Source organism: Pseudonocardia halophobica, assembly GCF_050948485.1.
GTDB lineage: Bacteria > Actinomycetota > Actinomycetes > Mycobacteriales > Pseudonocardiaceae > Pseudonocardia > Pseudonocardia halophobica.
Genome location: NZ_CP192046.1, coordinates 3,983,823 through 4,009,965, shown reverse-complemented (window position 1 = coordinate 4,009,965; position 26,143 = coordinate 3,983,823). Strand labels below are relative to the sequence as shown.

At 73.9% G+C, this 26,143-nt stretch carries 23 protein-coding genes; 15 read left to right on the top strand and 8 right to left on the bottom strand.

Going from position 1 to position 26,143, the window contains the following annotated elements:
* Window positions 1–46: 46 nt before the first annotated feature.
* Together ACQP04_RS19170 and mptB are read right to left on the bottom strand one after the other, a co-directional pair.
* Window positions 47–961, bottom strand: a complete 915-nt coding sequence (locus ACQP04_RS19170; RefSeq protein WP_433508397.1) for an ABC transporter ATP-binding protein — start codon at window positions 959–961, stop codon at window positions 47–49.
* An 89-nt stretch (window positions 962–1,050) separates the two neighbouring features.
* Entirely contained in the window at window positions 1,051–2,619 is a 1,569-nt protein-coding gene (mptB, locus tag ACQP04_RS19165; RefSeq protein WP_433501940.1) for a polyprenol phosphomannose-dependent alpha 1,6 mannosyltransferase MptB, read from the bottom strand.
* A gap of 229 nt (window positions 2,620–2,848) precedes the next feature.
* Here mptB and ACQP04_RS19160 point away from each other — a divergent pair, with 229 nt between their 5' ends.
* Genes ACQP04_RS19160 through ACQP04_RS19130 form a run of 7 tightly spaced genes read left to right on the top strand, consistent with a single transcriptional unit; the run spans window position 2,849 to window position 9,207 of the window.
* Window positions 2,849–3,616 carry a helix-turn-helix transcriptional regulator gene (locus ACQP04_RS19160; RefSeq protein WP_433501939.1) on the top strand — a complete coding sequence of 256 codons (768 nt, stop codon included), beginning with the start codon at window positions 2,849–2,851 and terminating at the stop codon, window positions 3,614–3,616.
* Complete coding sequence (sufB, locus tag ACQP04_RS19155; RefSeq protein WP_433501938.1) at window positions 3,613–5,049, top strand: Fe-S cluster assembly protein SufB; 1,437 nt, start codon at window positions 3,613–3,615, stop codon at window positions 5,047–5,049. Before ACQP04_RS19160 ends, sufB begins: the two co-directional genes overlap by 4 nt.
* Window positions 5,046–6,266 (top strand): Fe-S cluster assembly protein SufD, encoded by a 1,221-nt coding sequence (gene sufD / locus ACQP04_RS19150; protein WP_433501937.1) that lies wholly within the window; start codon window positions 5,046–5,048, stop codon window positions 6,264–6,266. The genes sufB and sufD overlap by 4 nt, the downstream gene beginning before the upstream one ends.
* 31 nt (window positions 6,267–6,297) lie before the next feature.
* Window positions 6,298–7,056: a Fe-S cluster assembly ATPase SufC gene (sufC, locus tag ACQP04_RS19145; protein ID WP_433501936.1), complete on the top strand. Its 759-nt coding sequence runs from the start codon at window positions 6,298–6,300 to the stop codon at window positions 7,054–7,056.
* Window positions 7,053–8,345 carry a cysteine desulfurase gene (locus tag ACQP04_RS19140; RefSeq protein WP_433501935.1) on the top strand — a complete coding sequence of 431 codons (1,293 nt, stop codon included), beginning with the start codon at window positions 7,053–7,055 and terminating at the stop codon, window positions 8,343–8,345. The genes sufC and ACQP04_RS19140 overlap by 4 nt, the downstream gene beginning before the upstream one ends.
* Entirely contained in the window at window positions 8,345–8,797 is a 453-nt protein-coding gene (gene sufU / locus ACQP04_RS19135; RefSeq protein ID WP_037039267.1) for a Fe-S cluster assembly sulfur transfer protein SufU, read from the top strand. The genes ACQP04_RS19140 and sufU overlap by 1 nt, the downstream gene beginning before the upstream one ends.
* The gene (locus ACQP04_RS19130) at window positions 8,794–9,207 is read left to right on the top strand and encodes a metal-sulfur cluster assembly factor (RefSeq protein WP_433501934.1); all 414 of its coding nucleotides are present in this window, start codon (window positions 8,794–8,796) and stop codon (window positions 9,205–9,207) included. The genes sufU and ACQP04_RS19130 overlap by 4 nt, the downstream gene beginning before the upstream one ends.
* A gap of 147 nt (window positions 9,208–9,354) precedes the next feature.
* On the opposite strand, the gene ACQP04_RS19125 is transcribed toward ACQP04_RS19130, so the two are convergent.
* From ACQP04_RS19125 to ACQP04_RS19110, 4 genes are all read right to left on the bottom strand, one after another.
* On the bottom strand, window positions 9,355–10,422 hold the full coding sequence (locus ACQP04_RS19125) for an adenylate/guanylate cyclase domain-containing protein (protein WP_433501933.1): 1,068 nt from the start codon (window positions 10,420–10,422) through the stop codon (window positions 9,355–9,357).
* Between the two features lie 7 nt (window positions 10,423–10,429).
* Window positions 10,430–10,879 carry a universal stress protein gene (locus ACQP04_RS19120; RefSeq protein WP_037038748.1) on the bottom strand — a complete coding sequence of 150 codons (450 nt, stop codon included), beginning with the start codon at window positions 10,877–10,879 and terminating at the stop codon, window positions 10,430–10,432.
* 82 nt (window positions 10,880–10,961) lie between these two features.
* Window positions 10,962–12,161 carry a lycopene cyclase family protein gene (locus ACQP04_RS19115; protein ID WP_433501932.1) on the bottom strand — a complete coding sequence of 400 codons (1,200 nt, stop codon included), beginning with the start codon at window positions 12,159–12,161 and terminating at the stop codon, window positions 10,962–10,964.
* Window positions 12,162–12,163: 2 nt separating this feature from the next.
* Window positions 12,164–12,943: an SDR family oxidoreductase gene (locus ACQP04_RS19110; protein ID WP_433501931.1), complete on the bottom strand. Its 780-nt coding sequence runs from the start codon at window positions 12,941–12,943 to the stop codon at window positions 12,164–12,166.
* Window positions 12,944–13,084: 141 nt separating this feature from the next.
* Between ACQP04_RS19110 and ACQP04_RS19105 the strand changes: the two genes are divergently transcribed.
* From ACQP04_RS19105 to ACQP04_RS19085, 5 genes are all read left to right on the top strand, one after another.
* The gene (locus ACQP04_RS19105; RefSeq protein WP_433501930.1) at window positions 13,085–14,707 is read left to right on the top strand and encodes an ABC-F family ATP-binding cassette domain-containing protein; all 1,623 of its coding nucleotides are present in this window, start codon (window positions 13,085–13,087) and stop codon (window positions 14,705–14,707) included.
* Window positions 14,708–14,927: 220 nt separating this feature from the next.
* Window positions 14,928–15,137 carry a helix-turn-helix domain-containing protein gene (locus tag ACQP04_RS19100; RefSeq protein ID WP_028932228.1) on the top strand — a complete coding sequence of 70 codons (210 nt, stop codon included), beginning with the start codon at window positions 14,928–14,930 and terminating at the stop codon, window positions 15,135–15,137.
* A gap of 245 nt (window positions 15,138–15,382) precedes the next feature.
* Window positions 15,383–17,299 (top strand): ABC transporter ATP-binding protein, encoded by a 1,917-nt coding sequence (locus tag ACQP04_RS19095; RefSeq protein WP_433508396.1) that lies wholly within the window; start codon window positions 15,383–15,385, stop codon window positions 17,297–17,299.
* Window positions 17,300–17,366: 67 nt separating this feature from the next.
* Window positions 17,367–18,812, top strand: a complete 1,446-nt coding sequence (locus ACQP04_RS19090) for an MFS transporter (RefSeq protein ID WP_433501929.1) — start codon at window positions 17,367–17,369, stop codon at window positions 18,810–18,812.
* Window positions 18,809–19,234, top strand: coding sequence for a MarR family winged helix-turn-helix transcriptional regulator (locus tag ACQP04_RS19085; protein WP_037038754.1), 426 nt, complete (start codon window positions 18,809–18,811; stop codon window positions 19,232–19,234). Before ACQP04_RS19090 ends, ACQP04_RS19085 begins: the two co-directional genes overlap by 4 nt.
* An 18-nt stretch (window positions 19,235–19,252) precedes the next feature.
* Here ACQP04_RS19085 and ACQP04_RS19080 read toward each other — a convergent pair whose 3' ends face one another.
* The gene (locus ACQP04_RS19080; protein WP_433501928.1) at window positions 19,253–20,221 is read right to left on the bottom strand and encodes a helix-turn-helix domain-containing protein; all 969 of its coding nucleotides are present in this window, start codon (window positions 20,219–20,221) and stop codon (window positions 19,253–19,255) included.
* Window positions 20,222–20,438: 217 nt separating this feature from the next.
* Here ACQP04_RS19080 and ACQP04_RS19075 point away from each other — a divergent pair, with 217 nt between their 5' ends.
* Window positions 20,439–22,568: a molybdopterin-containing oxidoreductase family protein gene (locus ACQP04_RS19075; protein ID WP_433501927.1), complete on the top strand. Its 2,130-nt coding sequence runs from the start codon at window positions 20,439–20,441 to the stop codon at window positions 22,566–22,568.
* Window positions 22,569–22,668: 100 nt separating this feature from the next.
* Here ACQP04_RS19075 and ACQP04_RS19070 read toward each other — a convergent pair whose 3' ends face one another.
* Window positions 22,669–23,280, bottom strand: coding sequence for a TetR/AcrR family transcriptional regulator (locus ACQP04_RS19070; protein ID WP_433501926.1), 612 nt, complete (start codon window positions 23,278–23,280; stop codon window positions 22,669–22,671).
* 110 nt (window positions 23,281–23,390) lie between these two features.
* On the opposite strand from ACQP04_RS19070, the gene egtA reads away from it, so the two are divergent.
* Both egtA and egtB read left to right on the top strand, forming a co-directional pair.
* Complete coding sequence (gene egtA / locus ACQP04_RS19065) at window positions 23,391–24,776, top strand: ergothioneine biosynthesis glutamate--cysteine ligase EgtA (protein ID WP_433501925.1); 1,386 nt, start codon at window positions 23,391–23,393, stop codon at window positions 24,774–24,776.
* Entirely contained in the window at window positions 24,773–26,143 is a 1,371-nt protein-coding gene (gene egtB / locus ACQP04_RS19060) for an ergothioneine biosynthesis protein EgtB (RefSeq protein ID WP_433501924.1), read from the top strand. The genes egtA and egtB overlap by 4 nt, the downstream gene beginning before the upstream one ends.

Sequence of the window (26,143 nt, the reverse complement as noted above, 5' to 3'; positions counted from 1 at the left end):
CCCCGCCCGGGCGCGGGCGTGAACGTGCCGGGTGCGAAGAGCTCACTCACGACCGCAGCTCCCGTCCGGTCAGGTCCAGGAAGACGTCCTCGAGGCTGCGCCGGGCGACCTGGACGTCGTCGGCGAGGGCGCCCTGGCCCGCGCACCAGCCGGTGATCGCGGAGAGGACGTGCGGGTCGATGCGCCCGCGGACGACGTACCGGCCAGCCACGGTCTCGGCCGCGCGGTAGCCCGCGGGCAGCGCGGCGGTGAGGGCCTCGACGTCCATGCCGGTGCGGGCGCGGAAGCGCAGCTCCTGCTCGTCCCCGCCCGAGGTGAGCTCCGCCGGGCTGCCGGCGGCGACGACCCGGCCGTGGTCGACGATCACGACCTCGTCCGCCAGCGCCTCGGCCTCCTCCATGAGGTGCGTGGTCAGCAGGACCGCGACCCCGTCCCGGCGCAGCGCGGAGACGAGCTCCCACACCACCCGGCGGGCCTGCGGGTCCATGCCCGCGGTGGGCTCGTCGAGCACCACGAGCTCGGGCCGCCCGACGACCGCGCACGCCAGCGCGAGCCGCTGCTGCTGGCCGCCGGAGAGCCGCTTGTAGGGGGTGCGGGTGGCACCGGAGAGGCCCAGGACGTCGATCAGCCAGGCGGGGTCGAGCGGGTTCGCGGCGCAGGCCGCCACCACGCGCAGCATCTCGCCGGCCTTGACGCCGGGGTAGGCACCGCCGCCCTGCGGCATGATCCCGATCCGGGCGCGCAGCGCGTCGGGCGCGCCCGCCGGGTCGAGCCCGAGGACGCGGACCTCACCGGAGTCGGCGCGCAGGAAACCCGTGCAGACCTCGATCGTGGTGGTCTTGCCGGCGCCGTTGGGGCCGAGCAGCGCGAGCACCGAGCCGCGGCGCAGCGTGAGGTCCAGCCCCGCGACGGCCGTGGTCGCGCCGAACCGCCTGACCAGGCCGCGCACGGACACGGCGATGTCCGCCGCGGACTCCGCGACGGGCGCGGCAGGGTCCGGAGCGGCCTCGCCCGACCGGGCCGACGGGGGGATCTGCACAGCCGACGAGTCTAGGCAGGGGTCCGGGCGGCGGGCGCGGCACCCGGATCGCGGGCCGCCTCGCGGCGCAGGGCGCCCCGGACCAGCAGCAACCCGACGAGCAGGATCACGGCGCCCGCGACGATCCCGAACGGCAGCTGGTAGGCCCGGAAGTTGAAGTCCGCCCCGGTGGGCGGGACCATCAGCGCGATCACCGCCGACGCGGCCAGGGCGAAGCGCCGGTAGCGCGGCATGCCGCGGGTGGCGGCGAGCGGGATCGCGGCCCACAACAGGTACCAGGGGTGCACCACCGGCCCCAGCAGCACCACGGCCCCCAGCCCGACGCCCACGCCGGTCACCGGGTCGACCAGGCCCTTGAGGCACAGCCACAGCAACCACCCGCAGGCGACCGCGGCGGCGAGCCCGCCGAGCCCACGGGTGATGGTCAGCGTGGTGTCGGTGTGGTCGCCGAGCCCCGCGAGGATGCCGATCTGCCCGGAGAGCTGGCCGAGGTCCGTGGACAGCGACATCCAGCTGCGGATGGTGTTGGCCGTGCCCTGGGTGGAGATCCAGCCGAAGCCCAGCCCGGTGCCGACGCCGATGACGGCGTAGACCGCGACGGCCACCCCGACGAGGGCGGCGGCCGCGGCCACGACGTCCCGGACCCGCCCGCCCCACCGCCGGGCCAGGTCCATCCCGAGGAACCCGAGGGCGAGCAGGGCGGGCAGCTTCACCGAGGCGCCCAGCGTGATGAGCACCGCGCCCGCGACCCACCGGGGCCAGGGGACCGGCACGTCCCGCTCGCCGAGCGCCAGGTACAGGCCGGCGAGCAGCAGGCCGAGCATCAGGGCTTCGTTGTGGATGCCGCTGACCAGGTGGAACAGCACCAGCGGGTTGGCCGCGCCGAGCCACAGCGCAAGGCCGGGTTCCACGCCGCAGCGGCGGGCCAGCTTCGGCAGCGCCCACAGGACCAGGGCCACGCCACCCAGCGCCAGCGCACGGTGGGCCAGGACGCCGACCACGACGTCGTTGCCGGTCAGGGCCGTGATCCCGCGCCCGACGACGAGGAACAGCGGCCCGTACGGCGCCGGTGTGTCCCGCCAGATCGTGGGGATCGTGCGCGTCAGCGGGTCGTCGACGCCGAGGGCCTGTGCCGGACCGAGGACGTACGGATCGAGGCCGCGGGCCACGATCGCCGACTGCGCGAGGTAGCTGTAGACGTCCTTGGAGAACATCGGCGGCGCGACGGCCAGCGGCAGCGCCCAGAGGATCCCCGCCCGGCCGAGGGAGAGCCGGTCCGGCGCGGGCGGCACCGCGCCGCGCGCCGAGAGCATCCGACCGATCCACAACCAGGCGAGCACGAGCATGCCCATCCCGGCGTAGGTCAGGGCGATCGCGAGCGTGGCGTTGCGGGAGGGAAGGCCGATCAGCCGCAGGCCGTTCAGCGGGTTGGGGACGGGCAGTGCCCCGGCCCCCAGGGCGCCGACGGCCATCAGCAGGGCGCCGGTGAGCCCGAGCCGCCGGGCGAGCCGGGCCGGATCGGCCCCGACGGGCCGGTCCACCGGCGGCGACCCGGCCGGGTCCAGGGCGGGGGCGGCCATGCCGGGAGCGTATCGACCGGCCTCGTGACGACCTCCCGGAGTCGGGCTCCCGGCACTGCGGACGGCCCGCCACGGGCGGACGAACGGCACCGGACCGGTGCCCATGGTGAGTCCGATCACCTGCCCGGGGGCCGCCTTTGCCGCGCCGGGGCATATACGCAACACTGGTGTTGTGAAAACAGCCGGACCGAGCACCACGACCCGGGCGCCGCAGGCGTCCGCCGTCGCCGTGCCCGCACCGGCCGGGCACGCGGCGCACGTCCCCGCCCATGCCGAGGGCCGCACGCGGCTGGCCGTGGCCCGGCTCCTGCTGGAGCAGGGGCCGATCACGGCCGCGGAGGTCGCCGCCGAGCTGGAGCTCTCGGCCGCCGCCGTGCGCCGGCACCTGGACGCGCTGATCGCCGACGGCGAGGCGGAGACCCGGGACGCGCCGCGGCGCACCCGGCGCTCGCGCGGCCGTCCGGCCAAGCACTTCCTGCTCACCGACGCCGGCCGGGTCCGCTTCGGGCACGGCTACGACGACCTCGCCACCTCGGCCCTGCGGTTCCTCGCGGCACACGCGGGGGAGCAGGCCGTCGGCGAGTTCGCCCGCTCGCGCGTGCACGAGCTCCTCGGCGGCGCCGAGGACGAGATCCACGCGGCCGGCACGCCGGAGGAGCGGGCCGAGGCGCTGGCGAAGGTGCTCACGTCGCGGGGCTACGCCGCGGCGGCCCGCGAGGCCGGGCACGGCGTGCAGCTGTGCCAGCACCACTGCCCGGTGGCCCACGTCGCGGCGGAGTTCCCGGAGCTGTGCGAGGCCGAGACCGCGGCCTTCGCGGAGGTCCTCGGCACGCACGTGCAACGCTTGGCCACCATCGCGCGCGGCGACTCCGCGTGCACCACCCACGTCCCCACCGTGTTCCCGGAGGCTCCCGAACGCCTCCGTACCGGGCAGCGCCCGGGACCGTTGGGGCAGCAAGCGACCACCACGTCCCCGAGAGGGAGGCAGTCTTCATGACGACCACTCCTGAGGTGAAGCCAGGGCTCACGCAGGAGGAGACGCTCGCGACGCTCGGCCGGTACGACTTCGGCTGGTCGGACCCGGACGTCGCCGGCGCGTCCGCCCGTCGCGGCTTGTCCGCCGACGTGGTGGCCGACATCTCCCGCCTGAAGAACGAGCCGCAGTGGATGCTCGACTTCCGGCTCAAGGCGCTGGACCTGTTCGAGCGCAAGCCGATGCCGCGGTGGGGCTCCGACCTCTCCGGAATCGACTTCGACAACATCAAGTACTTCGTGCGGTCCACGGAGAAGCAGGCCTCCAGCTGGGAGGACCTGCCCGAGGACATCAAGAACACCTACGACAAGCTGGGCATCCCGGAGGCCGAGAAGGCCCGCCTGGTCGCTGGTGTCGCCGCGCAGTACGAGTCCGAGGTCGTCTACCACCAGATCCGCGAGGACCTGGAGGAGCAGGGCGTCATCTTCCTGGACACCGACACCGGCCTGCGCGAGCACCCGGAGCTGTTCCAGGAGTACTTCGGCTCGGTCATCCCGAGCGGCGACAACAAGTTCTCGGCGCTGAACTCCGCCGTGTGGTCGGGCGGCTCGTTCATCTACGTCCCGCCGGGCGTGCACGTCGAGATCCCGCTGCAGGCCTACTTCCGGATCAACACCGAGAACATGGGCCAGTTCGAGCGGACGCTGATCATCGCGGACGAGGGCTCGTACGTGCACTACGTCGAGGGCTGCACCGCGCCGATCTACAAGTCGGACTCGCTGCACTCCGCGGTCGTCGAGATCGTCGTCAAGAAGAACGCCCGGGTCCGGTACACGACCATCCAGAACTGGTCGAACAACGTGTACAACCTGGTCACCAAGCGGGCCAAGGCCGAAGAGGGCGCCACCATGGAGTGGGTCGACGGCAACCTCGGCTCCAAGGTGACCATGAAGTACCCGGCCGTGATGCTGATGGGCGAGTACGCCAAGGGCGAGGTCCTGTCCATCGCGTTCGCCGGCGAGGGTCAGCACCAGGACGCGGGCGCCAAGATGACGCACCTCGCGCCGAACACGTCGTCGACGATCATCTCGAAGTCGGTGGCGCGCGGCGGCGGCCGGACGTCATACCGCGGCCTGATCCGGGTCAACCCGCGGGCCAAGAACTCGAAGAGCACGGTCAAGTGCGACGCGTTGCTGGTCGACACGATCAGCCGCAGCGACACCTACCCGTACGTCGACATCCGCACGGACGACGTGCAGATGGGCCACGAGGCCACCGTCTCGAAGGTGTCGGACGACCAGCTCTTCTACCTGATGAGCCGCGGTCTCACCGAGGACGAGGCCATGGCGATGGTCGTGCGCGGGTTCGTGGAGCCCATCGCGCGCGAGCTCCCCATGGAGTACGCCCTCGAGCTGAACCGCCTGATCGAGCTGCAGATGGAGGGTTCCGTCGGATGACGGTTCCGAGCAACGCCCCGGAGGTTGCGGGGCTCGCCCCCGAGCTGGCCGGCGCGAAGGAGGGGCAGGGCGAGAAGCCCGTCCTCTCCGCCGGTGAGCGTTTCACCTCGTACGACGTCGAGGCCTTCGAGGTCCCCGGCGGGCGCGAGGAGAACTGGCGGTTCACCCCGCTCAAGCGCCTCAAGGGCCTGCACGACGGCAGCGCGGCGCTCGACGGCCGGGCGCCGGTCACGGTGCCGGCCGCCGAGGGCGTGACCGTGGAGACCGTCGGGCGGGACGACGCGCGGATCGGCGAGGGCGGCGTCCCCGCCGACCGTGTGGCCGCCCAGGCCTGGTCGGCGTTCGCCGAGGCCACCGTCGTCACGTTCGACGGCACCCTGGAACCCCTCACGATCACCGTCCACGGCCCCGGCGCCGGTTCGACGGCCGCGGGGCACCTGCAGCTGCGCACCACCCCGTTCGCGGAGGCCACCGTGGTGCTCGAGCACCACGGGTCCGGCGTGCTGGCGGACAACCTGGAGGTCGTGCTCGCGGACTCCTCGCGGCTGACCCTGGTGGTCACCGAGGAGTGGGCGGACGACGCCGTGCACGTGTCGGCGCAGCACCTGTCGATCGGCCGGGACGCGACCCTCCGGGTCGTCTCGGTCTCGCTCGGCGGGGACCTCGTCCGCGTCAGCCCGACGGTGACCTACCGGGCACCGGGCGGCGACGTCGACCTGGTCGGGCTGGGCTACGCCGACGCGGGGCAGCACCTCGAGCAGCGCCTGCTGGTCGACCACGCGGTGCCGCACTGCAAGTCGAACGTGCTCTACAAGAACGCCCTGCAGGGCCGCGCGGGCACCACGGACGCGCACACCGTGTGGATCGGCGACGTGCTGATCCAGGCGGCCGCGGAGAACACCGAGACCTTCGAGTTCAACCGCAACCTGGTGCTCACCGAGCACGCCCGCGCGGACTCGGTGCCGAACCTGGAGATCGAGACCGGCGAGATCGTGTCGGCGGGTCACGCCAGCGCGACCGGCCGGTTCGACGACGAGCAGCTGTTCTACCTGCAGAGCCGCGGCATCCCCGACGACCAGGCCCGGCGCCTGGTGGTCCGCGCGTTCTTCGGCGAGATCCTGCAGCGCATCCCGACCCACGGCGCAGGCGCCCTCCCGGCGCTGCGTGAGCGGCTCGACGCGGCCATCGAGGCCGAGCTCGCCGTCACCGGCGTCTAGCCCCTTCCCACCACAGGAGTTCCGAACAGCGATGTCCACCCTGGAGATCAAGGACCTGCACGCGTCGGTCAACACCGACGACGGTCCGAAGCCGATCCTGCGCGGGGTCGACCTGACCGTGAAGGCCGGGGAGACCCATGCGATCATGGGGCCGAACGGCTCCGGCAAGTCCACGCTCGCCTACGCGATCGCGGGCCACCCGAAGTACGAGATCACCTCCGGTGAGGTGCTGCTCGACGGAGAGTCCGTGCTGGACATGACCGTTGATGAGCGGGCCCGCGCCGGCCTGTTCCTCGCCATGCAGTACCCGGTCGAGGTGCCCGGCGTGTCGATGGCGAACTTCCTGCGGTCCGCGGCCACCGCGATCCGCGGCGAGGCGCCGAAGCTGCGCACATGGGTCAAGGAGGTCAAGGGCGCGATGGCCGACCTCGACATCAAGGAGGAGTTCGCCGAGCGCTCGGTCAACGAGGGCTTCTCCGGCGGCGAGAAGAAGCGCCACGAGGTGCTGCAGCTCGCCCTGCTCAACCCGAAGATCGCGATCCTCGACGAGACCGACTCCGGCCTCGACGTCGACGCGCTGCGGGTCGTGTCCGAGGGCGTCAACCGCTACCGCTCGCCCGAGAACGGCGTCCTGCTGATCACGCACTACACGCGGATCCTGCAGCACATCACGCCGGACTTCGTGCACGTCTTCTCCGCCGGCCGGGTCGTCGAGTCCGGCGGCCCCGAGCTGGCCGACGACCTCGAGAAGAACGGTTACGAGCGCTTCGTGGCGGCGGCCGCGTCATGACCGCCGTTCAGACCCCCTCCGCGGCGGGTCTGGATGTCGCCACAATCCGCGACGACTTCCCGATCCTGTCGCGCACCGTCCGCGAGGGGCGCCCGCTGGTCTACCTGGACTCGGGCGCCACGTCGCAGCGCCCGCGCCAGGTGCTCGACGCCGAGCGGCTCTTCCTCGAGACGCACAACGCGGCGGTGCACCGCGGGGCGCACCAGCTCGCCGAGGAGGCCACGGACGACTACGAGGCCGCGCGGTCGAAGATCGCCGTCTTCACCGGTGCCGAGCCCGAGGAGCTGGTGTTCACCAAGAACGCCACCGAGGCGATCAACCTCGTCGCGTACGCGATGAGCAACTCGTCGATCCGCACGGGCCTCGGCCCGGAGTCGGAGCGGTTCGCGGTCGGGCCCGGGGACGAGATCGTCGTCACCGAGCTGGAGCACCACGCCAACCTGGTGCCCTGGCAGGAGCTGTGCCGGCGCACCGGCGCGACCCTGCGCTGGTACTCGGTCACCGAGGACGGCCGGATCGACCTCGACTCGCTGGAGCTCACCGAGCGCACCAAGGTCGTGGCCTTCGCCCACCAGTCCAACGTCCTGGGCTCCATCGCCCCGGTCGAGGAGCTGGTGCGGCGGGCGCAGGCCGTCGGCGCGCTCACGGTGCTCGACGCGTGCCAGTCCGTGCCGCACATGCCGGTCAACCTGACGGAGCTCGGCGTCGACTTCGCCGCCTTCTCCGGGCACAAGATGCTCGGCCCGTCCGGGGTCGGCGTGCTCTACGGCCGCACCGAGCTGCTCGACGCGATGCCGCCCTTCATCACGGGCGGCTCGATGATCGAGATGGTGCGGATGGAGGGCTCGACCTACGCGCCGCCGCCGCAGCGGTTCGAGGCCGGCGTGCCGATGACGTCGCAGGCCGTGGGCCTGGGCGCCGCCGTGGACTACCTGTCCGCGATCGGCATGGACGCGGTCTTCGCGCACGAGCGGGAGCTGACCGGGGTCGCGCTGGACACGCTGCGCGAGGTCGAGGGCGTGCGGATCATCGGGCCGGACTCGCTCGAGCAGCGGGGCGGCGCGGTGTCGTTCGTGGTCGACGGGGTGCACGCGCACGACGTCGGGCAGGTGCTCGACGACCGCGGCATCGCCGTGCGGGTCGGGCACCACTGCGCCTGGCCGCTGCACCGGCGCTTCGGAATCGCGGCGACCGTCCGGGCGTCCTTCCACGTGTACACCACGGTGGAGGAGGTGGCCCAGCTCGCCGACGGCGTGCGGGCCGCCCGGGAGTTCTTCGGGGTCGCGTGATGCAGCTCGAACAGATGTACCAGGAGATCATCCTGGACCACTACCGCCAGCCCCACGGGGCCGGCCTGCGGGACCCGTTCGACGCGGAGACCCACCACGTCAACCCCACCTGCGGGGACGAGGTGACCCTGCGGGTCAAGCTCGACGGGGACGGCGCGAACCGGACCGTGCAGGACGTGTCCTACGAGTCCCTCGGCTGCTCGATCAGCCAGGCGTCGACGTCGGTGCTCACCGACCTCGTCGTCGGCAAGAGCGTCGAGGAGGCGTTCCGGATCCTCGAGTCCTTCCAGGAGATGGCGCAGAGCCGCGGCAAGATCGCGGGCGACGAGGAGGTCATCGGCGACGGCATCGCGTTCGCCGGGGTCTCCAAGTACCCGGCGCGCGTGAAGTGTGCTCTGCTGGGCTGGATGGCGTTCAAGGACGCGGTGGCGCGAGTGAAGGAGGAGGCATGAGCGACAACACCGCCGGGACGACCGACGCGGAGATCGTCCGAGGGGCGGCCGGCATGCCGGAGCCGCCGGCCGCGCAGGCCGCCGGCGAGGGCCCCTCGCTCGACGACATCGAGGAGGCCATGCGCGACGTCGTCGACCCCGAGCTCGGGATCAACGTCGTCGACCTGGGCCTGGTCTACGGCCTGAAGGTCGAGGACAACAAGGCGATCATCGACATGACCCTGACGTCGGCGGCCTGCCCGCTGACGGACGTGATCGAGGAGCAGGCCCGCTCCGCCCTCACCGGCGGCAGCACCGGCGGCCTGGTCGAGGACATCACGATCAATTGGGTCTGGATGCCGCCGTGGGGTCCGGAGAAGATCACCGAGGACGGCCGCGAGCAGCTGCGCGCCCTCGGCTTCCGCGTCTGAGCAATCGCACTATGGAACCGTAATGCGCAGGAACGGCCGACGATCGCACATCATGGTTCCATAGTGCGGCGGAGTCGACTGTGAAGCGCATTACGGTTCCATGCTGCGTCCAGGACGGGTCGAGAATCGCGTCATGGTTCCATGAGCTCAGGCGCCGTCGCCGCGCTCGCGGAGCAGGTAGGGCTGTAGGTGCCGGTAGCCCCGGACCTGCAGGGGCTTGAGCCGGCGCACGCTGAACCGCTCGTCGCCCTCGATCCCGTGCGCGACCTCGCGGTCGACCAGCACCGTGTCCGGGCGGGCGTGGGTGGTGAGCCGGGCGGCGATGTTGACCGGCTCGCCGTAGACGTCGCCGAAGCGCAGCAGCACGTCCCCGGCGGCGAGCCCGATCCGGAGCCGGGGGAGCGAGGGCTCGCGGCGCACCCGGTCGCGCAGCCGCAGGGCGAGCCATGCGGCCTCGGCGGGCTCGTCGGTCACGAACAGCACCTCGTCGCCGACGGTCTTGACCAGCCGCCCGCCGCACTCGGTGATCACGTCCGTCGTGCTGGCCTCGAAGTGCTCGATCATCTCGGACAGCTCGGCGGGGGAGCGCCGGCGCGTGGTGCGGGTGAAGCCGACCATGTCCGCGAACCCGACGCTGAGGGTGCGGGTCTCGGCGGCGGTGTCCGCGGCGGGGTCGTCCTGGATCCCGCCGACCACGAACCGGGACATCGTGGCGGCCAGGTGCCGCCGCCAGATGTAGACCTGCAGCAGCTCGAGCTGCGGCAGCAGCCCGGCGGTGAACTCCACGGCCTGCTCGGCGGAGACCTGCCCGGCGCGGTCGGCCAGCATCCGGGCCAGCATGCCGATCTGCCACTCGGCGAGCCGCGAGACCGACTGGGCGACGGCCCGCAGCATCGCCTCGCGGACGTCGGCGGGAATGGCCGCCGCCGCGGGGTCGCGGCCGAGCATCGACGCCGCCTGGACGTCCCGGTCGGTGAAGAACACCGCGTCGTCGGGCACCTCGGGGAAGCCGAGGGCCCGCCAGAGCCGCACGCCCTCCTCGTCGGAGAGGCCGGCCAGCTCGACGACCTCGGCGCGGGTGTGCCGCCGCGGGCCGCCCAGGACGATCTCCTCGAGCGCCGTGACGAGTGCGGTGGACTCGTCGAGCCGCCGCCGTTCGCCGCGGTCCGCGGCCGCGAGGAACGCCTCGAGGTCCCGGACCCAGCCCTCGCTCACGGGCTGCTCAGGTGGTGTGCACGATCAGGACGTCGACGCCGGAGCGGCGGGCGACGTCGGACGGGACCGAGCCGAGGATGCGGCCGCTGAGCGTGTTGAGGCCCTTGTTGCCCACCACGAGCAGGTCGGCGTCGTGCTCCTTGACCGCCTTGCGCAGCACGTCGGCGGGGGCGCCGTCCTCGGCGACCTTGGTGATCTTGGTGGCGCCGACCGCGGCGGCCTTGTCCTCGGCGGTGCGCAGCGCCTCCTCGGCGGGCGACCAGCCACGCACCTGGTAGGCCTCCGCGCCGAGCGCGTCCTCGGCCTCGAGGGTGTCCTCGCGGGAGGCCGGCGTGTAGGCCGAGACGAGCACGAGCTCGGCGTCGGAGTCGCGCGCGACGGCCGCCGCGCGCTCCACGGCGACGTACGAGGTCGGGGATCCGTCCGTGCCGACGACGACGGTGGTGTAGGCGGACATGTGCCCTCCGGGGAATCGGTCACACGATGGTCCCGGCAGATTACCGGCGGGTAGTTCGCTGACCTGCCCCGACTCGCGATCGTCACCCGGTGGTGGCGGACCGGGCCCGGGGCAGCAGCGCGGGACCCACGAGCCGGGCGCGCAACGGCCAGTCCGCCCGCGCCCAGAGCGCCCGCATCGCGGCCGCAGTGCCGGGCAGGTCGGCGCGGCCGGTGAGGTAGGCCCAGCGGTGGTGCGCGGGCAGGCCGAGGAACGCCTCGAAGAAGGCCGGCACCCGGTCCGGCGGCATCCGCAGCAGCGCCTCCAGGCCGCGGTGCCGCAGCACGTGCACCGCGCGTGCCTGCGCCGGCCACACGACCGACCGCGCCGCGCGCCGGGGCGCGGACCCCGCGAGTGCCGCCGCGAGCAGCGGGGCCAGCCGCAACGCGGTCGCCACCGAGAAACCGGTGGCGGGGTGGACCAGCGCGCCCGCGGCACCGAACGCGGGCCCGGGGGCGAGCGTCGCGCCGATGGGCCCCTCGACGGGGAAGCGGACGCGCTCCTCCTCCGCGGCGGCGGGCGGGTGCACCCCGCGGTGCGCGAGGCGGGCGTGCAGCCGCTCGCGCAGCTCGGGCAGGGGCAGCCCGGGTCGACGGGCGAGGGAGGTCTCCTCGACCAACACCCGGCCCCCGCCGAGCGGGACGGCGTAGAGGAAGGTCGGCCAGGCGCCGGCGGGCCGGCCGTGGTCCTGCCGCCAGTCCATGAACAGCGCCTCGCCGGGCGCCACCAGCGGGGCGGCGACGGTCTCGTCGACGACCAGCCCGTACGCGGTCTGCTCCGCGGCCTGACGACGGTCCCGGCGGTGCCCCGTGGCGTCGACGACCAGCCGCGCCGGGATGCGCCCGTCGGCCAGCCGGGCGTACCCCGGCTCGCTGCCCACCACCTTCGCCCGGTGGACGGTCACGCCGGTCAGCCCGGCGTCGAGGTGGGCGCGCAGGGCCGCGGTGTCGAGCACCGTGTACTCCCAGCCCAGCCGGTGCTCGGTGAGCGCCACGGCACGGCCCCGCGCCCGCGTCGCCACCACCTCCGCCGGCAGGTCCGCCGGCAGCTCGCCCGCCCACGCCGCGTAGGTCGCGCGCCACGGGCGGTCCGGGGCGGGGTCGGCGAGAGCGGTGCGCAGCCCGGTCCGCGCGCAGGCGGCGGCGAGCGCGCGCCCGGCCGGGCCGCCGCCGGCGACCAGCACGTCGACCGCGCCCGGGGGAAGGGCCGGGACGTGCGCCGTCCCTGCCGCGGGCTCCCGCACGTTCAGCCGTTCCCCCCGGAGGCCAGGGCGCCGCCGTCGAGCCGGACGGTCTCGCCGGTGATCCAGCCCGACGCGTCGGACACCAGGAACCCGACGGCCGCGGCGACGTCCTCGGGGGTGCCGAGCCGCTTCATCGGGTAGCGGTTCGCCACGCCCTCCTCGTCCCGCTCGTACAGCGCGGCCGCGAACCGCGTCTTGACGACGGCGGGGGCCACGGCGTTGACCCGGATACCCGGGCCGAGCTGGCCCGCCAGCTCCTCGGTGAGCCGGATCAGCGCGCCCTTCGACGCCCCGTACGCCCCGATGACGCCGGTCGCCCGGATCCCCGCCATCGACGCGACGTTCACGACCGCGCCGCCGTGCTCCCGCATCCACGCCCGGTACGCGAGCTGCACGAACCCCAGCGGGGCGACCACGTTGACGTCGAAGATCTTCGAGACCGCGCCGAGGTCGGCGTCGACCAGCGGCCCGTACTGAGGGTTGATGCCGGCGTTGTTCACGAGGATCGCGAGGTTGCCGAACTCCTCGACGGTCCGCGTGACCGCCTCCGCGCGGTGGGCGGCGTCGCCCGCGTTGCCGGCGATCGTCAGCACGCGCCCCGGCGCGCCGAGCTCCGCGGCCGCGGCCTCGAGGTCGGGGAGCTTGCGGCCGGTGATCGCGACGGACGCGCCGCGGGACAGCAGCTCGGCGGCAACCGCGAGCCCGATCCCGCGGCTGGCGCCCGTGACGAGCGCGGCGCGACCGGCGAGGTCCCCCGTGCCGTCGGCGGTGACTTCGGTCATGGCGGTGACCCTACGGGGGAAATCGGGGTGCGCGTGCCGGTAGCCTGGTGGCGTGATCCTGATCGAGTAGGCGCCGCGCCCGGGCACACGTGTGCCCGCAGGCCGCCCTCCTCGTCCGACCCCGTCCCCGGAGTCCTTCTCATGATCACCGCCACCGACCTCGAGCTGCGCGCCGGCTCCCGCATCCTGCTGTCCGGTGCCACCCTGCGCGTCCAGCCCGGCGACCGGATCGGCCTCGTCGGCCGCAACGGCGCCGGCAAGACCACCTCCATGCGCGTGCTGGCGGGGGAGGGCGAGCCCTACGGCGGCACCGTCACCAGCAACTCGCCCGTCGGCTACCTCCCGCAGGACCCGCGGGAGGGCGACCTCTCCGTCACCGCGAAGGACCGGGTGCTCTCCGCGCGCGGCCTCGACGAGCTGCTGCGCAAGCTGGAGAAGGTCCAGACCGCGATGGCCGAGCTGGTCGACGGCCCGGAGAACGAGAAGGCCGTCCGCGAGTACGGGCGGCTGGAGGAGCGGTTCGCCGCCCTCGGCGGGTACGCCGCCGAGAGCGAGGCCGCCCGGATCTGCACCAACCTCGGGCTGCCCGAGCGGGTGCTGAACCAGCAGATCGCCACCCTGTCCGGCGGGCAGCGCCGGCGCGTCGAGCTGGCCCGGATCCTGTTCGCGGCGTCGGACGGCGGCTCGCAGAGCGCCACCACGCTGCTGCTCGACGAGCCGACCAACCACCTCGACGCCGACTCGATCACCTGGCTGCGCGGGTTCCTGCAGTCCCACGAGGGCGGGCTCGTGGTGATCAGCCACGACACCGACCTGCTGGCCGCCGTGGTGAACAAGGTGTGGTTCCTCGACGCCACCCGCGGCGAGGTCGACCAGTACAACATGACCTGGAGGCGCTACCTCGAGGCGCGCGCCACGGACGAGAAGCGTCGCCGCCGCGAGCGGGCCAACGCGGAGAAGAAGGCCTCGGCGCTGCACGCCCAGGCCGCGAAGATGGGCGCGAAGGCCACCAAGGCCGTCGCGGCCAAGAACATGGCGCGCCGGGCGGACGAGCTGCTGGCCGGGCTCGAGCCCGAGCGGCAGGCGGACCGGGTGGCCAAGATCCGGTTCCCCACGCCGGCCCCGTGCGGGCGCACGCCGCTCACCGCCGAGAACCTGTCCAAGGCCTACGGGTCGCTGGAGGTGTTCACCGGCGTCGACCTGGCCGTCGACCGCGGGACCAAGGTCGTGGTGCTGGGACTCAACGGCGCCGGCAAGACCACCCTGCTGCGGCTGCTGGCCGGGACCGAGACGTCGGACTCCGGCGGGGTCGTGCCGGGCCATGGGCTGCGCACCGGCTACTTCGCGCAGGAGCACGACACGCTCGACATGGACGCCAGCGTCTGGGACAACATCCGGCACGCCTCACCCGACGCGCCGGAGCAGCAGCTCCGCACGGTCCTGGGCACGTTCATGTTCTCCGGCGAGCAGCTGGAGCAGCCGGCGGGCACGCTCTCCGGCGGCGAGCGGACCCGGCTCGCGATGGCGGGGCTGGTCTCCAGCGCGGCGAACGTCCTGCTGCTCGACGAGCCCACGAACAACCTCGACCCGGCCAGCCGGGAGCAGGTGCTCGACGCGCTGCGCCGCTTCGAGGGGGCCGTCGTGCTGGTCACCCACGACCCGGGTGCCGTCGAGGCACTCGAACCCGACAAGGTGATCGTGCTTCCGGACGGTACCGAGGACCACTGGTCGGCGGACTACCTGGAACTCGTCCAGCTGGCGTAGGCCATCCGCCCGTGACGCGGAGGTGACCTCACCGTCGCGAGAGGGCCCGTAGCGATCACCCGTCCGCGTGATCCGAACGGGGGAACCGTTCACCGATCATGCGGGATGTTGCGCTGGCCACATCTCGACAGAAGGATCATCATGGCTCGCACCGACGAGCCGATCGGCGGCTCCGGTCCGCGGGCGGGGTTCCGCGGTGGGGCAGAGGAGGTCAAGTGTCGTGGCCGACCTGAAGAAGGGCGCCCGGATCACGGGCACCCAGCGGGACAAACTCGCCACCGATCTGAAGAAGAAGTACGAGAAGGGCGCCAGCATCCGCGCCCTGGCCGAGCAGACCGGACGGTCCTACGGCTTCGTGCACCGTGTACTCAGCGAGACCGGGGTGACGCTCCGCGGCCGCGGCGGGGCGACCCGCACCAAGAAGAAGTAGCGCCACAGCGCGGCCCTGTACGTCACGCACAGAGACACGTCACGCGCGCCCGCCACCGTCCGCTGCGCACGGCGGCGGGTCGGCGCGCGTGCACCCGGGCCGGGGCGCATCATGGAACCGTAACGACGCGAATCGGGCGCTCGGAACGCATTGTGGAACCATAATGCGCGCGATGAGCACGGAAATTCGCCTTATGGTTCCGTGATGCAGTCCGGGTGAGGTGTGTGGACAGGCCTTTCACGATCATGCGCGGGATGACGCGCGCGGCGGACGCGCCGCGCTCCGTCGCCAAGGGCACGATCCCGCGGATCTGGGCGTTCGCCCGCCCCTACCGTCGCTGGCTGCTGGCCTTCCTGCTGCTCACGACCTGTACGGCCGTGATCGGCGTCGTCACCCCGATCCTTGCCGGGCGGGTCGTCAACGCGATCGTCGCAGGCGGGTCCGGCGCCGCGCGCAGTGTCGTCACGCTGGCTTTGGCCATCGCCGCGCTCGCCGTGGGCGAGGCGCTGATCGGGCTCGGCGCCCGCTGGTTCTCCGCCCGCATCGGCGAGGGCCTGATCGTCGACCTGCGCACGGCGGTGTTCACGCACGTGCAGCGGATGCCGATCGCGTTCTTCACGCGCACCCGCACCGGCGCGCTGGTCAGCCGGCTCAACAACGACGTCATCGGCGCGCAGTCGGCGATCACGACCACGCTGGCGAGCGTCCTCTCCAACGTCATCCAGCTGACCCTCGCGCTCGCCGTGATGATCGGGCTGGCGTGGCAGGTCACGGTGCTCGCGCTGCTCCTGCTGCCGATCTTCGTGCTGCCCGCCCGGAGGATGGGCCGGCGGATCGCCGACCTGCGGCGGGACTCGGCGAACCTCAACGCCTCGATGAGCACGCAGATGACCGAGCGGTTCTCCGCGGCCGGCGCCACGCTCGTCAAGCTGTTCGGGCGGCCGCGGGAGGAGGCGCGGGAGTTCGGCGAGCGCGCCGAGCGGGTCCGCGACATCGGGGTCCGGACGGCGATGGTCTCCCGGGTCTTCGTCGCCTCCCTGTCGCTGGTGTCGGCGCTGGCCCAGGCGCTGGTCTACGGCCTCGGCGGATGGCTGGCGGTCACCGGGCAGATCGAGCCGGGCACCGTCGTCACCCTGGCCCTGCTGCTCACGCGCCTCTACACGCCGATGACCGCGCTGGCCAACGCCCGGGTGGACGTCATGACCGCGCTCGTCGCCTTCGAGCGGGTCTTCGAGGTCCTCGACCTGCAGCCGATGATCACCGAGCGGCCGGGCGCCCGCGGGCTGCGGCCCGGTCCCGTGTCGGTGCGGTTCCGCGACGTGCACTTCTCCTACCCGACGGCCGAGCAGGTGTCGCTCGCATCGCTCGAGGACGTCGCCGTGCTGGACCGCCGGGCGCCGGGGGAGGTGCTCCACGGCATCGACCTGGAGGTGCCGGCGGGCTCGCTGCTCGCGCTCGTCGGGGCGTCCGGGGCGGGCAAGTCGACCATCGCCTCGCTCCTCCCGCGGCTCTACGACGTCGACTCCGGGGCCGTCGAGCTCAGCGGCGTCGACGTGCGGGACCTGACGTTCGAGGCCCTGCGCGGCACCGTCGGCGTCGTGACGCAGGACGGCCACCTCTTCCACGACACCATCGCGGCCAACCTGCGCTACGCCCGCCCCGAGGCGACGGACGACGAGCTGCGCGAGGCCCTGCGCCGCGCCCGGCTCGGCGAGCTGCTCGACCAGCTGCCGGACGGGCTGGAGACGGTCGTGGGGGAGCGCGGCTACCGGCTCTCCGGCGGCGAGCGGCAGCGGCTCACGATCGCGCGCCTGCTGCTGGCCCGCCCCCCGGTCGTCGTGCTCGACGAGGCCACGGCCCACCTCGACTCGGAGTCCGAGGCCGCGGTGCAGGAGGCGCTGGCCGAGGCGCTGGTGGGGCGCACCGCGATCGTCATCGCGCACCGGCTGTCCACCATCCGGGCCGCGGACCGGATCGCGGTGGTCGAGGCGGGACGGGTGACCGAGCAGGGCACGCACGCCGAGCTGCTGGCGGTCGAGGGGCGCTACGCCACCCTGCACCACACCCAGTTCGCCGATCCCGACAGCCCGACCGACACGCGCTGCCTCGTCCCCGGCTGCGACCACACCCACGACGAGGGCGATCTGCCTCTCATGCGCTGACGCCGCGGCACAATCGGTTGTACCGTGCTAATGATTGTGTCGCCGCAACCGCCGCGGAGAGGACCCCGTGCCCGAACTCGACCGCAGGCACCGCCTGCTGGTGCTGGTGATCTGCTGTTCCAGCCTGTTCGTGGTCAGCATGGACGTCACGATCGTCAACCTGGCGCTGCCGGCGATCCAGGCGGACCTGTCGGCGTCCGTCACCTCGTTGCAGTGGACGATCGACGCCTACACGCTCACCCTGGCGAGCCTGCTCATGCTGGCCGGCTCGACCGCGGACCGGGTGGGGCGCAAGCGGGTCTTCCGGATCGGGCTGGTGCTGTTCGGCCTCGGCTCGCTGCTGTGCAGCGTGGCACCGTCGGCCGGCGCGCTCGTCGGGTTCCGGGTGGTGCAGGCCCTGGGCGGCGCGATGCTCAACCCCGTCGCCATGTCGATCATCGTCAACGTCTTCACCGATCCCCGCGAGCGCGCCCGCGCGATCGGGGTGTGGGGCAGTGTCGTCGGGCTCAGCATGGCGCTCGGCCCGGTGATCGGCGGCGCGCTCGTCGACGTCGTCGGCTGGCGGTCGGTGTTCTGGATCAACGTGCCGGTGGTCGTGGCGGCCGTGGTCCTGGCCACGCGGTTCGTGCCGGAGTCCCGGGCGCCGCGGCCGCGGCGGCTCGACCCGGTGGGGCAGCTGCTGATGGCGCTGCTGCTCGGCGGCGCCACGTTCGCCATCATCGAGGGCCCGGCGCAGGGCTGGACCTCGCTCGGGGTCCTCGCCTGCGCGGCCGTGGCCTTCGCCGCGCTGGTCGCGCTGCTGCCGTGGGAGCGGAGCCGGCGGGAGCCGCTGCTCGACCCGCGCTTCTTCCGCAGCGTTCCCTTCGCCGGCGCCACGGTGATCGCGGTCTGCGCCTTCGCCAGCCTCGCCGGCTTCCTCTTCGTCAACGCGCTCTACCTGCAGACCGCCCGCGGGTACTCGCCGCTGCACGCCGGGCTGCTCACGCTGCCCATGGCCGCGATGGCCGCGGTCCTGCCGACCGTCGCGGGGCGGCTCGTCGCCACGCGCGGCGCGCGGATCCCGCTCGTCGTCGGTGGGGTGGGGATCGTGCTGTCCGGCGTGGTGCTGCTGTGGCTGCGCACGGACTCGCCGCTGTGGGTGCCGATCACGGCGTACGTGCTGTTCGGGATCGCGTTCGGCATGGTCAACCCGCCGATCACGAACACCGCGGTGTCCGGCATGCCGGCTGCGCAGGCCGGGGTGGCCTCCGCGGTGGCGTCGACGAGCCGGCAGGTCGGCACCGCGCTCGGCGTCGCGGTGATCGGGTCGGCGGTCACGGCGTCCGTCGTCGGGCCGCTGCCGACCGGGCTCGCCGAGGCCACGCACGTCGGCTGGGCGGTGCAGATCGCGTGCGGCGCCGTCGTCCTCGTGCTGGGCCTGGTCACCACGACGGCGTGGGCGCGGCGGAGCGCGACCCGCACGGCCGAGCTGTTCGCGACCGCGGACGCCCCGGCCAGGGCGGGTGTGGCGTGACGGCGCCGCGGGAGCTCGACCCGGCCGACCCGGCCGTGCGTGCCTGGGGCCGGATGCGGGCGCTGGTCGTGGACCAGCACGACCGGCGGCGCGAGGCCTGCGAGGCCGTGGGGTTGAGCTTCGTGCGGGTCAAGGCGCTGCTCGAGGTGGCGCGCGAGCCCGGGACGCTCTCCGATCTCGCCGACCGGCTCTCGGTGGACCGGCCCTACGCCACGGTCGTGGTCGACGAGCTGCAGAAGCGCGGCCTCGTCCGCCGCGAGCACCACCCGGACGACCGGCGCTGCAAGATCGTCAGCGCGACGCCGGACGGGCTGCGGGCCGCCGCCACCGCCCGGGCGATCCTGGGGGACCCGCCCCCGGTCCTGCGTGCCCTGCCGGCCGAGGACCTCGCCCAGCTCGACCGGATCCTGGCGGCGCTCTGACCCGGCCGCAGCTCTGACTCAGCCGCCGAGGTGGCGTGCCCGGTAGGTGGTGGGGGAGACACCGTAGGCGCCCCGGAAGGCACGGCTGAAGGTGGCCAGGTCGGGGAAACCCCAACGCCGCGCGACGTCCGTGACCGGGTCACCCGCCCGCCGCCGGTCGGCCAGCTCGCGGCGGCAGTGTTCCAGCCGCAGCCGGCGGATCCGCCGGTTCACCGTCTCGCCGGTGGTGGCGAAGAGCCGGTGCAGCTGGCGGACCGACACGAAGTGCGCCCGCGCCACGGCGGCCGGGCCCAGCCCGGGGTCGGCGAGGTGGGCGTCGACGTAGGTGAGCATCTCCCGCAGCAATGCCTGCTGCGGCCGGTCGACGGCGAGCGGCCCGGCCAGGTGCTCCACGGCCAGGGTGGTGACCAGGTCGCCGGTCTCGTCGGCCACCCGGGCCGCGCCGGCGGCCGTCAGCCGTGGCGGGGCGGCGAGCAGCCCGCGCAGCATCCCGCCGACGATCCCGGACAGGCCCTCGCGGCCGTCCATCCGCAGCGCGGTGGCGCGGGCCGACTCCCCGGCGTCGAGCCCGACGGACGCCCGGGGCCAGGTGAAGACCTCGAGGCACCAGTCCCCGCCCAGCCGCCAGCGGAACGGCCGGCCGGTCTCGTAGATCGCGAAGTCGCCGCCGGCGAGCGCGGCCCGGCGGCCGTCCTGCTCCAGCACGCCCGTGCCCCGCGTGACCATCCCGATCTGCAGGAACTCGTGGTCGTCGGCCGCGGCCAGCGAGGGTGTGCGGCGGCAGACCTGGTCGACCGAGCAGACCTCCGAGACCTGCAGGTGGGCGACGGTGGCGTTGCGCACGGTGCCGGCGAACGTGCCGACCCGGCGGTCGGCGGCGATGTCGAGGGCGACGAAGTCGTGCCGGATGGTGTCCCGCCACTCGTCGAACCGGCGGGTGGCGTGTCTGTCCGTGCCGCCGGGCGCGGAGCCTGGTGCGAGGACCACGGTCACCTCCTGCGGACGGCGGCCTTCCCGCCGGCCCGTTCCGGAGGGAACCAGACGAAGGTTCGCAGCGTGTTGCGGGCACGTCAAACGCGATCGCGCCCAACGGGTCCGCGCACGGCCGTCACTCGCTGCCCACCTCCGGTCGCTCGGTGCCAAGCCGGGCCGGGCCGCGGCGACCGAGGATGGATCACCCCACCACGATCCGGGAGCGACCGCGATGACTCTCGCCGACCTGCCCCTCCTCGCCGTCGGGGAGACGGGCACCCACCGCGCCATCTGCCCGCACGACTGCCCCGACGGCTGCTCGATGCTCGTCTCCGTCGAGGACGGGCGGGCGACCGGGGTGCGGGGCGACCCCGACCACCCCTTCACCCGGGGCGGGCTGTGCGTGAAGGTGAACAACTACGTGGACCGGGTCTACAGCCCCGACCGGGTCACCACACCACTGCGGCGCAGCGGGCCGAAGGGCTCCGGCCGGTTCGAGCCGATCTCGTGGGACGAGGCGATCGCGGAGATCACCTCCCGGTTCCGGTCGGTGGTCGCCGAGCACGGCGCCGAGGCGATCATGCCCGTGAGCTACCTGGGCACCCAGGGCACGCTCAACGGGCTCAACGTCGGCGACCCCTTCTTCAACAAGCTGGGCGCGACCGTCGCCGAGCGCACCTTCTGCGACTCGGGTGCGTCGACGGCGTACGTCATGAGCCTCGGCCCGACGGCCGGCGTCGACCCCGAGAGCCTGGTGCACTCGCGGTACATCGTGATCTGGGCCTGCAACATGGTCTCGACCAACCTGCACCTGTGGCCGTTCGTCGCCGAGGCGCAGAAGCGGGGCGCCAAGGTCGTGGTGATCGACCCGGTGAAGCACCGCACGGCCAAGCGCGCCGACTGGCACATCCCGATCCGCCCGGGCACGGACGGCGCGCTGGCCCTGGCGCTGATCCACGTCATCCTCGCCGAGGGCCTGACCGACGCCGAGTACGTCGCCGAGCACACCGTCGGGGTCGAGGAGCTCGAGGAGCGGGTCCGCGACTGCACGCCGGAGTGGGCCGCCGCGGAGACCGGCATCCCGGCCGAGGACATCCGGACCCTCGCCCGCGAGTACGCGGCCGGCCAGCCGTCGATGATCCGGATCGGCGTCGCGATCGAGCGGCACTCCGGTGGCGGGCAGACCGTGCGGGCGATCTCCTGCCTGCCCGGCCTGGTGGGGGCCTGGCGCAAGCCCGGCGGCGGCCTGCTGGCCCTGCCGCTGTGGGCCTTCCCGGTGAACTGGGACGCGCTGTCGCAGCCGCAGCTGCGGCCCGAGGGCACCCGCGTGGTCAACCAGTACCTGCTCGGCAAGGCGTTGACCGGGGAACTGGGGCTCGACCCCGGGATCCACGCGCTGATGGTCTACAACGCCAACCCGATGATCGTGTGCCCGGACCAGGAGAAGATGGTCGCCGGGCTGTCCCGCGAGGACCTGTTCACCGTGGTCAGCGAGCAGTTCCTCACCGACACGGCCCAGTACGCGGACATCGTGCTGCCGGCCACCACGCAGCTCGAGCAGCTCGACGTCATGTTCTCGTGGGGGCACTTCTACATCGGGCTCAACCGGCCCTCGATCGCGCCCGTGGGCGAGGCGATCCCCAACACCGAGCTGTTCCGGCGGCTGGCCGCCGCCATGGGGTTCGACGACGAGTGCTTCGGGATGACGGACGAGGAGCTGATCGAGCAGGCGTACGACTGGGGCGCGCCGGCGCTGCGGGGGATCACGCCGAAGTCGCTGGCGAAGACGGGGTGGGCGCGGCTGACCCTGCCCGACGCCGACCACTACGCCCCGCACGACATCGGCGGCTTCCCGACGCCGTCGGGCAAGCAGGAGTTCGCGTCCGCCGCGGCGGCGGGCGGGAACTTCGTGCTCCCGCTGTTCCGGCAGGGCAGCAACGAGGCCCAGCCCGGCGGCGAGGTGGACCCGTTGCCGCACTACATCCCGCCCGCGCACAGCGACTACCCGCTGCACCTGGTCTCGCCGAAGGCGCACGCGTTCCTCAACTCGTCCTACGGGAACCTCGGCGCCCAGCAGCGGGTGCAGGGCGAGCCGACGGCGATCGTGCACCCGGCCGACGCGGAGACCAGGGGGATCGTCGAGGGCTCGCTGATCCGGGTCTTCAACGAGCGCGGGGAGTTCCTCGTCAAGGTGAAGGTGTCCGACGAGGTGGCCCGCGGCGTCGTCCTGGCGTCGATGGGGCAGTGGCGGTCGCAGGCCAAGGGGCTGGCCACCGTCAACGCCGTCAACCCCACGGAGTTCGCCGACCTCGGCAACGCGCCGACCTTCTCCGACACCCGCGTGGAGGTCGAGCCCGCCTGAGGGATCCGTCCGACCCGTCCGCTCCCGACCTGCCCGCCGGCCCCGCCCCCCTCCGGGGCCGGCGGGCCTGCCGTCGTCGGAGGACGTGTCGGTCGCCGGGTCAGCGGGGGAGGGTGCGCACGCTCTGCTCGACGAGGTCGAGCACGCCGTCGAGCGCGTCGGCCGGCAGGCCCATGGCCAGGTGCGAGACCAGCCCCTCCAGCACCAGCTCCAGGTACTGGGCCAGCACCGGGACCGGGACGTCGTCGCGCAGGGCCCCGGCCGCGGCCTGCCGCTCGAGCCGCTCCCGGGTGGCCGCGGTGAGCTCGGCGGAGTGCGCCTGCCACCGCTCCCGGAAGTCCGGGTCGGTCCGGAGCCGGCGGGACACCTCCAGCCGGGTGCCGAGCCAGCTGCGGTCGCTCGCGCCGTCCGCCTCGGCGGCCCCGTCCGTCCCCTCGCCGCGGGCGGTCCCCAGCAGGTCGCGCATGACCTGGACCAGGCCCTGCTCGGCGACGACGTCGGCCATCCGGCGGGCGTCCTGCTCCGCGAGGGCGAGGAACAGCGCGTCCTTGTCGCGGAAGTAGTGGAAGATCGCGCCGCGGGAGAGCCCCGTGCTCTGCTCGAGCCGCCGGACCGTCGCCCCCTCGTACCCGTGCGCGGCGAAGCACCGTCGGGCGCCGTCGAGGATGTGCTGGCGCCGGGCGGCGAGCTGGTCGGTACTCACACGGGGCACGCGGCCAGTATCCCGTACGTACGTCTTGTGGCGCAGGCCGCGCGTACGCGTCCGGTAAACGTTGCGTGGAGGACCTGAAAGTGTCGGACCCCGCGGGTAGCGTTCGCTCCGTGCTTCCAGACGCGGGGATCGTGCCCGCCGTCCCGGGGCCGGAGGGCGGACCGCCCTCCGGGGTGTCGGGCGTGGCGAGCCAGGTGTCGGAGCTGCCCGCGGACGGCGCGGAGCTGCGCAGCCGGGCGGAGGCGGAGGCCTTCGTCGCCTCGGTCTGCTTCAAACACGGACCCCCGCGGTACGTGGGCGTGGAGCTCGAATGGCTCCTGCGCCCCGCCCGGCCCGCCGACCCCGCCGATCTCGCCGACCTGCTCGGCGCGCTCGGCCCGCACGCCCCCACCCCGCTCGTCCCCGGTTCCCCCGCCGCCCCGCTGCCGCACGGTTCGCTCGTCACCGTCGAACCCGGCGGCCAGATCGAGCTCGCCAGCCCGCCCCTGGAGGGGCTCGGGCCCCTCGTCGCCGCCGTCGAGGGCGACACCGCCGCGCTCCACGCCCGGCTCGCCGCCCGCGGCCTCACCCCCGAACCCCGCGCCGCCGACCCCGTCCGGCCCGCGCGGCGGCTCCTGCAGCTCCCGCGCTACCGCGCCATGGAGCGCGCGTTCGACCGGTTCGGCCCGCACGGCCGCAGCGGGATGTGCTCCACGTCCGCGGTGCAGGTCGCGCTCGACGCCGGGGAGCACACCGAGCTCCCCGCCCGCTGGGCCGCGCTGCACGACCTGGGCCCGGTCCTGGTGGCCGCGTTCGCCAACTCGCCGCTGCTGCACGGACGGCGCACCGGCTGGAAGTCCAGCCGGCTGGCCGCCTGGCTGGCGCTCGACCCCGCGCGCACCGCGCCGCCGCCGTCGGTCGACGGCGACCCGGCCCGGGCCTGGGCCGAGCGCGTGGTGGACACGCCGCTGCTGTGCGTGCGCGGCGCGGGCGAGTGGACCACGCCGGAGGGCGTGACCTTCGCCGACTGGGTCGAGGGCCGGCTGGACGGTCGGCGGCCGACCGTCGCGGACCTCGAGTACCACATCTCCACACTGTTCCCGCCGGTCCGCCCCCGCGGGTTCCTCGAGGTCCGGTACGTCGACGGGCAGCAGGGCGCGGACTGGGCTCTCCCGGTGGCCGTGCTCGCCGCGCTCACCGCCCGGGCCGCCGTCGTCGACCGGGCGCGGGAGATCTGCGCCCCCGCCCGGCTGCGCTGGACCTCCGCGGCCCGGCACGGCCTGGAGGACCGCGTCCTCGCCGCGGCCGCCGTCGAGGTGTTCACGCTGGCCTGCGCGGAGCTGCCCGCGCTCGACCCGCCGCCGGGCCTGCTGTCCCGGCTGGTGGAGGTCACCGAACGCCGCGTCGCCGCGGGCCGCTGCCCCGCGGACGACCCGCTGCCCGGGGAGCCGCCCGCCGGCGGCCCCCTCGAGACCCTCGAGATCATCCCGTCCCCGACGGAGGGAGCACTCCCGTGACGATCACGCCCGAGACCGACCCCTTCGGTACCCCGGAGCAGCTCCGCAGCCACGTCGCGGCGCTGCTCGACCGGTCCCGCACCCGCAGCACCGGGCTCACCGACGCCGTCGACGAGGGCGACCTCGTCGCGCAGCACTCGCCGCTGATGTCCCCGCTGGTCTGGGACCTCGCGCACATCGGCAGCCAGGAGGAGCTCTGGCTGGTCCGGGACGTCGGCGGCAGGGAGCCGCTGCGCCCGGAGATCGACGGGCTCTACGACGCGTTCCAGCACAGCCGCGCCAGCCGCATCGAGCTGCCCCTGCTCACCCCGGCCGAGGCCCGGCAGTACGTCGCCGAGGTGCGGGAGAAGGCGCTCGACGCGCTGGAGCGCAGCCCGCTGCGCGGCCGCCGGCTGGAGCACGAGGGCTTCGCCTTCGGCATGATCGTGCAGCACGAGCAGCAGCACGACGAGACGATGCTGGCCACCCACCAGCTTCGGGCCGGGGCGCCGGTGCTGCAGGCGCCCGAGCCCCCGCCCGGGCGCCGGCTCGCCGCGCGCGAGGTGCTGGTGCCCGCGGGCGTGTCCACCCAGGGCACCTCCACCGAGCCGTGGGCGCTGGACAACGAGCGCCCGGCGCACGCCGTGTCGCTGCCGGCCTTCTGGATCGACACCCACCCGGTGACCAACGGCGAGTACGTCGCGTTCGTCGAGTCCGGCGGGTACACCGACCCGCGGTGGTGGAGCGCGGAGGGCTGGCGGCACCGCACCGCCGAGGGCCTGGTCGCGCCGCAGTTCTGGGAGCGGGACTCCGCCGGCGGGTGGCGGCGGCGGCGGTTCGGCGTGGTCGAGCGCGTGCCGGCGGACGAGCCGGTGGTGCACGTCTGCTTCCACGAGGCCGCGGCGTACGCCCGGTGGGCCGGCAAGCGGCTGCCCACCGAGGCGGAGTGGGAGAAGGCCGCCCGCTTCGACCCGGCGACCGGGCGCAGCCGGCGCTACCCGTGGGGGGACGAGTCCCCGACCGAGCGGCACGCCAACCTCGGGCAGCGCCACCTGCGGCCCGCCCCGGTCGGCGCCTACCCGCAGGGCGCGTCGGCGCTGGGCGTCGAGCAGCTGATCGGGGACGTGTGGGAGTGGTGCGACTCGGGTTGGCACCCGTACCCGGGGTTCGAGGCCTTCCCGTACCGCGAGTACTCCGAGGTCTTCTTCGGCGGCGACTACAAGGTCCTGCGCGGCGGCTCGTTCGGCACGGACCCCTCGGCGGTCCGGGCGACCTTCCGGAACTGGGACCACCCGATCCGCCGGCAGATCTTCTCCGGCTTCCGCTGCGCGCGGGACGCCACGCCCACCGACACGGCCGACAGGGCCGACGCCGCCGGGCTGCCCTGA

Excerpts from the sequence above, each read along its gene's own strand:
- mptB (WP_433501940.1), bottom strand. The coding sequence starts at position 2,619 with ATGGCCGCCCCCGCCCTGGACCCGGCCGGGTCGCCGCCGGTGGACCGG.
- sufB (WP_433501938.1), top strand. The coding sequence starts at position 3,613 with ATGACGACCACTCCTGAGGTGAAGCCAGGGCTCACGCAGGAGGAGACG.
- sufD (WP_433501937.1), top strand. The coding sequence starts at position 5,046 with ATGACGGTTCCGAGCAACGCCCCGGAGGTTGCGGGGCTCGCCCCCGAG.
- sufC (WP_433501936.1), top strand. The coding sequence starts at position 6,298 with ATGTCCACCCTGGAGATCAAGGACCTGCACGCGTCGGTCAACACCGAC.
- ACQP04_RS19140 (WP_433501935.1), top strand. The coding sequence starts at position 7,053 with ATGACCGCCGTTCAGACCCCCTCCGCGGCGGGTCTGGATGTCGCCACA.
- sufU (WP_037039267.1), top strand. The coding sequence starts at position 8,345 with ATGCAGCTCGAACAGATGTACCAGGAGATCATCCTGGACCACTACCGC.
- ACQP04_RS19130 (WP_433501934.1), top strand. The coding sequence starts at position 8,794 with ATGAGCGACAACACCGCCGGGACGACCGACGCGGAGATCGTCCGAGGG.
- ACQP04_RS19120 (WP_037038748.1), bottom strand. The coding sequence starts at position 10,879 with ATGTCCGCCTACACCACCGTCGTCGTCGGCACGGACGGATCCCCGACC.
- ACQP04_RS19110 (WP_433501931.1), bottom strand. The coding sequence starts at position 12,943 with ATGACCGAAGTCACCGCCGACGGCACGGGGGACCTCGCCGGTCGCGCC.
- ACQP04_RS19105 (WP_433501930.1), top strand. The coding sequence starts at position 13,085 with ATGATCACCGCCACCGACCTCGAGCTGCGCGCCGGCTCCCGCATCCTG.
- ACQP04_RS19095 (WP_433508396.1), top strand. The coding sequence starts at position 15,383 with ATGCGCGGGATGACGCGCGCGGCGGACGCGCCGCGCTCCGTCGCCAAG.
- ACQP04_RS19075 (WP_433501927.1), top strand. The coding sequence starts at position 20,439 with ATGACTCTCGCCGACCTGCCCCTCCTCGCCGTCGGGGAGACGGGCACC.